Origin of the sequence: Actinomadura sp. SCN-SB, from assembly GCF_043906805.1 — a bacterium.
Lineage (GTDB): Bacteria > Actinomycetota > Actinomycetes > Streptosporangiales > Streptosporangiaceae > Spirillospora.
Genome location: NZ_JBIMPP010000089.1, coordinates 23126 through 29171, shown reverse-complemented (window position 1 = coordinate 29171; position 6046 = coordinate 23126). Strand labels below are relative to the sequence as shown.

2 protein-coding genes are annotated in these 6046 nt (G+C 71.7%); one reads left to right on the top strand and one right to left on the bottom strand.

The genetic code is table 11. The annotated features are described in order from the left end of the window. Positions 1-189 precede the first annotated feature (189 nt). Positions 190-4569: an FtsK/SpoIIIE domain-containing protein gene (locus ACGWYJ_RS35175; protein ID WP_395110891.1), complete on the bottom strand. Its 4380-nt coding sequence runs from the start codon at positions 4567-4569 to the stop codon at positions 190-192. Positions 4570-5104: 535 nt separating this feature from the next. On the opposite strand from ACGWYJ_RS35175, the gene ACGWYJ_RS35170 reads away from it, so the two are divergent. Then, complete coding sequence (locus ACGWYJ_RS35170) at positions 5105-6046, top strand: hypothetical protein (RefSeq protein WP_395110890.1); 942 nt, start codon at positions 5105-5107, stop codon at positions 6044-6046.

Below are 6046 nucleotides of genomic sequence, written 5' to 3'. Positions count from 1 at the left end.
GTTCCGCCTTCTCGTCGTGTGATGTTCGGTGCAAGGCGGGGTTCACCGATCGCGTGATTCACTCCGGTATACGACGGGCACCGGGAATTGTTTCAGAGGCGGGAAGTGCTGGCCGGATCCGGCCATGTGCGAGGTCGGTGGGTGTTTGACTGGTTGTCAACAAAAATGCAGGTCAGGCAAGTCAGAAGATCACTGATCAATATGGTTTTCGGTGGGTGGGAGGGCGACCTGGATTCCGGTGGTGGTGCCCGTGGCGACGAAGAGGCCGCGGCCGGTGGGGCCCGCCAGGGACGCGTTGCGGGGGAGGCGGAGGCCGAAGAGGTCGCCGTCGTCCGGGGAGTCGACGGACAGCAGGACGCCGGAACGGGAGCGGCGGGTGTCGGAGAGGAAGCCCCGGTAGCCGCGTCCCAGGTCCTGTGTGGTGCCGCCGATGACGACCGCGTGCTCGCCGTCGCGGGCGCTGCGGAGGATGTCGCACAGGGCGTCGTCCAGGTCGGTCTCGTCCAGCAGTTCGGCGTCGTCGACCACCACCGCGTAGCGGTGTTCGCCGCCGAGGGTGTCGAGGAGGTCGTCGGGCGTGGAGTCGGACGTGAGAACGCCGAGAACGCCCGGGCGTCCCGCGAGTGTGCGCAAGGGGGAGCGGCGTGGCGTGATGAGGACTACGGGGACGAGGCCACCGGCGACGGCCGGGTCCAGGAGGGAGTGCACGATCGTGCGGAGTGTGGTGGAGCGTCCGGAACGGGGTGGGCCGGCGACCACGAAGCCCGGGCCCTCGTTGAGAAGGTCGATCCCGATGGGGGTCAGGGTGTCTCCGCCTACGCCTACCAGGGCCCAAAGGGCGGAGGGGGCGAGGAAGTCGGGGTCCAGCGCCATCGCCTCGCGATAGGTCACGCGGACCGGCAGTTCGTCTACGCGGATGGGGCGTTGCCTGCGTGGGAGGCGCCCGTAGCGGGTGACGCAGGAGCGGGCTATCTCCTGGAGCGCCGATATCTGGGACGTGCCGGACGGATCGTCGCTGAGCAGGCCGATCTGCGATTCGCGCAAAGGTTGCCCCGGTGACGAGATCTCCAAGGCGCGGCCCGGCGGCATCGCGGCGGGGAGCTGCCTCTCCTGGATGCCCGCGTACCCGTAGTCGTTGGGGTCGGACATGCGCAGGATGAGACGGCGGTCGAAGACTGTGGAGACCTGGCCGGTGAGCCCGGAACGGTCGCCGGTGAAGACGGCGCGCAGGCCCACGGACGCGCCCTCCCGCAGAAGGCGCAGGATGGCGTCCACCAGACGACCGTAGTCGTAGTGCTCGAACGCCCCCAGGAAGCCCTCCCAGCGGTCGAGCAGCAGAACCATCCAGGGGAGCCGGTCGGTGGCGGCCACGGCGGCGCGCTGCTCGTTGAGGGACGCGAAGCCCGCCTCGGCCAGGAGCTGCTGGCGGCGGGCGACCTCGGAGGACAGCGCGGTCAGCAGGCGTTCGCAGCGGTCGATCTGGTCGCGCGTCACCACGGCACCGCAGTGGGGGAGCGCCACCAGGGGGACGAGCGCGTTGGCGCCGCAGTCGATGGCGTACAGATGGACGTCGTACGGCGAGCACGCTCCCGCCAAGGAACCGGCGATGGTGCGCAGCGCGGTGGAACGGCCCGATTGGGCCGAGCCCGCCACGTAGAGGTGGCCGCCGTTGGCGATGTCGAGGATCAGGGGTTCGCGGCTCTGCGCGGCGGGGAGGTCGGTTATGCCGAAGGTGATGGCCGGTACGTCCACGACTGACCCACCTGCGGCCGTGCGCGGCTCTAGCCGCACCTGCTCGGGCAGTGGGGTGAGCCAAGGGGATGGCTGGCGCCCTATACCGGCACGCCGGGCGGCTTCGTCGACCGCCTGGACGAGGACGGCCAGGTCCGTGACCATCGTGTCGTCGGCGGGTTCGCGCGGTGAAGGCAGCGGGTGCCCCAGGCCCTGCCATGGCATGGGCAGGACGGTGGGGCGCTCTTCCACTACCGCGCCGGGACGACGTCCCCCTACGCGGGCCGACTGCATGGCGTGCAGCTCGGAGGCACCCGAACGCACGTAGCACCGCCCAGGGATCGCCTTGGAAATCTGCGCCGCCTCAGGGGAGTCCAGGACGTCCGTGGACTCGTCAGGGTCGGTGACGCGCAGCGCGATACGCAGGTTGGTGTTGGCTCGTATGTCCGCGGTGACGACCCCGGCAGGGCGTTGCGTGGCCAGGATGAGGTGCACTCCTAGCGAACGTCCTCGCCGCCCGATGTCCACCAGGCCCGCGACGAAGTCGGGCAGCTCCGCCACCATGGCGGCGAACTCGTCGATGACCAGGACGAGACGCGGCATCGACCCCAAGGTCTCATTGGAGGCGCGCAGGTCGTTGTAGTCGTCGATGTCCTTGGCACCTGCCTCCAGCAGCATCTCCTCGCGGCGGCGCAGCTCGGCCGACAGCGACTCAAGTGCTCTCTCGGTGGCGTGGCCGTCCAGGTCGGTCACCATGCCGACGGTGTGGGGCAGCCGGGCGCAGTCCTTGAACGCGGCACCGCCCTTGTAGTCGATGAGGACGAACGTCATCTCGTCCGGGCGGTTCGCCACGGCGAGGGACGCGATGAGGGTCTGCAACAGCTCGGACTTGCCCGCGCCCGTGGTCCCCGCGATGAGCCCGTGGGGGCCATCGGCGCGCAGGTCGATGAAGTGGGTGCCGTCAGTGCTCACGCCGACGGGCACACGCGTGGTGCGTCCCCCCGTACGGGCCCAGGAGCCCAGCACGTGCTCCGCGGTGGGCTCGGACATGTTCAGCAGGTCCAGGAGCCGGACATGGGACGGGATGGCCTCTGCGGCGTCCTCACGCGACACGTCCCGGACGGGGGCGAGTGCGCGTGCGACGCGGTCGGTCCACGCGGGGGACACCTGGTCGGCCAGGACGGATCCCAGCACGTCGAGTCCCTGCCCGCGCAGGCGCAGCGTGACGTCGCTGCCGGGTTCCCAGGCGGCGACGGCCGTGCACTCCTCGGGCAGGAGGCGCTCTTCGTCGTCCACGCAGATCGCGTACACCCCGTACTCGGGGCCGCGCGAGAGCAGCATGGGCATGCCCGGCATGCGGCGCAGCGCGCGGGCCCCGTCCAGGACGACCAGGACGTTGTACGGCACCGCCTCGGGGGGCTTGCCCTGCCCCAGGAAACCGGACGCGGCATTGGCGGTCCGACGGCGTTCCGTCACCCGCATGGCGAGTTCGGTGATGCGGTGCGCGACGGACTCGGGGTCGGTGCCGACCAGGGCCATGCACTCTTCGCCTTCGCGTGGCGCGCAGTGCGGCAGCCAGCGCACCCAGTTCCACTCGTCCCCGGCCTCCGCGCCCGAGCTGAGGACGACGATGGCCAGGTCGCGCGGGCTGTGTAGTACGGCGGCCTGGGCGACCAGCCATCGCGCAAGCGCGCGCGAGGCATGCCGCGGCCCCGTTAGGCCGATGACGCCCAGCTCTGGAAGAGGCAGCGCGACCGGCACGAGATGCGCCGTGGGGACCTGAACCTCGTCATGATCGGGATCGCCCGTGGGGCCGCCGCCCACGAGTTCTATGCGCGCGGGCATGTCGGTGAGGCCGAGGCGCAGGTGCAGTGTGTCGCCGTCTCCCATGCGACGTTCCCATAGGCGACGCCGTGGTCCGGTCGCGGTGAGCAGGACCTCGGCCGGGTCGGGGTGCGCGGCGCGGCGTTCGGCTTGGTCCTCCTGGCGCAGCCGCTCCAGCCGGCCGCCGAACTCCGCCGCCTTGCGCCGGTACTCCTTGAGCGCCTTCTTGTACGACGTGCGGCCGTGGATCCGGTCGGCGACCCACTCGCCGACCGTCATCACCGGCCAGGCCAGCGCGAACAGCGCCCACCACCACTGCCCCATACCGAACGCCATGACCAGTCCGAACGCGGAGAAGAGCAGTGCTCCGAACAGGCGCAGCCGCTCACGCGGATTGCGTTCGGGACGCTTGGGCACCTCCAGGCGGCGCGCCCGCCCGGCGGGGTTCAGGCGGGGCGGGCGGTTGAACGCCAGACCGCCCTCGGGCAGCGGCTCCAGATGCGTGTCGGCGGCGGCGCTCGGCGCGAGCGTGAGGATGCTCGACCCGACCGCCAGCATGCCGCCGACCGGCCAGGGAGTGATGGACGTGAACGGCCGCCCGTCCAGCAGCGCCCCGGAACCGGCCGTACGCGCGGACGGCTCGACCTCCACCGTCTCGCGTCCCACGGTGACGCGCAGAGAGCGGGCGGGGACACCGGGGTCGGCGACCATGATGTCCACCCCGTCACCCGAGCCGAGCGTGGCGGTGCCCAAGCCGAGCCGGTGCACCGATCCCGCCGCGGGGCCCGACACCACCCGTACCTCCACCAGGCCGGTCGGCTCGGCGAGGACGGTCGCCGCGGCGGCGCGCTGCTCCACGGCGACGACCGCGCCGTCCCGCAGTTCCCGTACGGCCCTTGCCTGCGGGTCCAGCATCCGGCCTTCCACCCAGAGCGGCCGCTGCTCGGCGCCGTTCGCGATGGCGCGCTCCGCCGCGAGCCGGGAAAGGCCGTCCTTCGAAAAGCGCGGCTTCAAGGGTTCTGACCGCGGGTTCGGTGACGAGTTTCCACCTTTGCCGTCCAAAGCGGCGAAAAGGGACCGGGCGACACCGCCGACGGTCGCCTCGGAACCGACGTCGATCACGACATCCCTGGGCCCGCGGCCGGTCAGCGCCGTGAGCGAGATCCGCATGCATGCCCTCCTGTCGCCCCGCCCGGGTCACGGCTCATTATGCGGACCGGGCCCCGGCGGCGGGCGGCATCGACGTTTTCCACCGTGCCGCGCCGCCGCGCCCGGGAGGCCGGTTCCGAACTGATGTGACGGCAGAGCACTCCTGTGACGGAACGAACGTGACAACGAAGAATTCAACAACCCTGTCAGTGATTTCCGTGACGTTCCGTAAGAACGGAAGTGGTCGCCGTACCCCCTGGTCAACGGCGTGCGGGGGGTGACGGCCGAGGCGGACCTTCGCGAATCCATTGACGCGGCCTCTCCGGCACCGCAAGCATGGATCGCCCGATACAGCGGGGATCGCGCAGAGGCGAGTGCCTGCGGGGGCGGAAGGGAGTTCGTGGGCAGTGCGATGAAGTCCAACCAGTCGGCCGTCTCGGGCGGCGTGGCGACCACCCCGCCCGGCCAGGGCGGCGCGGACGGGCTCGGCCGGTCCGGGCTGGGCGCCTCGGGCGGGCAACGGCTTCCGGTGGCGCCGCGCGAGCGCAAGCCGGCCCTGGCCGCGCTCGCCGTGCTGCTCATCCTCGGCGGCGCGCTGACCAGCGCGTACCTGGTGATGGCCAGCGGCCAGCGGGTGTCGGCGATCCGGATCGCGCAGCCGGTCGCGGCCGGGCAGCCGATCCCGCTCAGCGCCCTCGAAGAGGTGCAGGTCAGCGATACCGGTGCCGACTACTACATCAACTGGTCGGAGCGCGGCGAGGTCATCCGCACCTACGCCGCCGTCCCGCTGGTGCCGGGCGCGCTGCTCACCAACGCGATGGTGAGCCGCACCAACGACGCCGCCAAGGGACGGGTCGTGGTCGGGCTCGCGCTCAAACCCGGCCAGTTCCCCGCGCGCGGCCTCCAGACCGGCAAGCGCGTCAGCCTGTACGCGGTCGGCGGCGGCACCGGCGGCGGGCCCCGCGCGGGCACGCTGCTGTCGGCGGACGCGATCGTCGTCGGGATGTCGCAGGGCGCGGTCGACTCCAACCGGCTGCGCGGCGACCAGACGAGCGTGGACGTGGCGGTGGCGCCCTCCGAGGCGCCGCAGGTGGCCCAGGCCGCCTCGGCCGGGGCGATCGCGGTCGCGCTGATCCCCGAGGGCACCAGGCTCCCGTCCGCCGGCGGCCAGTCCACGCCTCCGCCGCCGGAGGACTCGCCGACACCTGGCGCCGGATCGCAGAGCCCGCCGCCGGGCAACGGGCAGAACGGGCAAGGCGGTCAGGGCGGCGACCAGGGCGGTCCCGGCGCCGGCCTCCAGCCGGGCAACCGCAACCCGACGTCCGGTACGGGTGGTAACTGA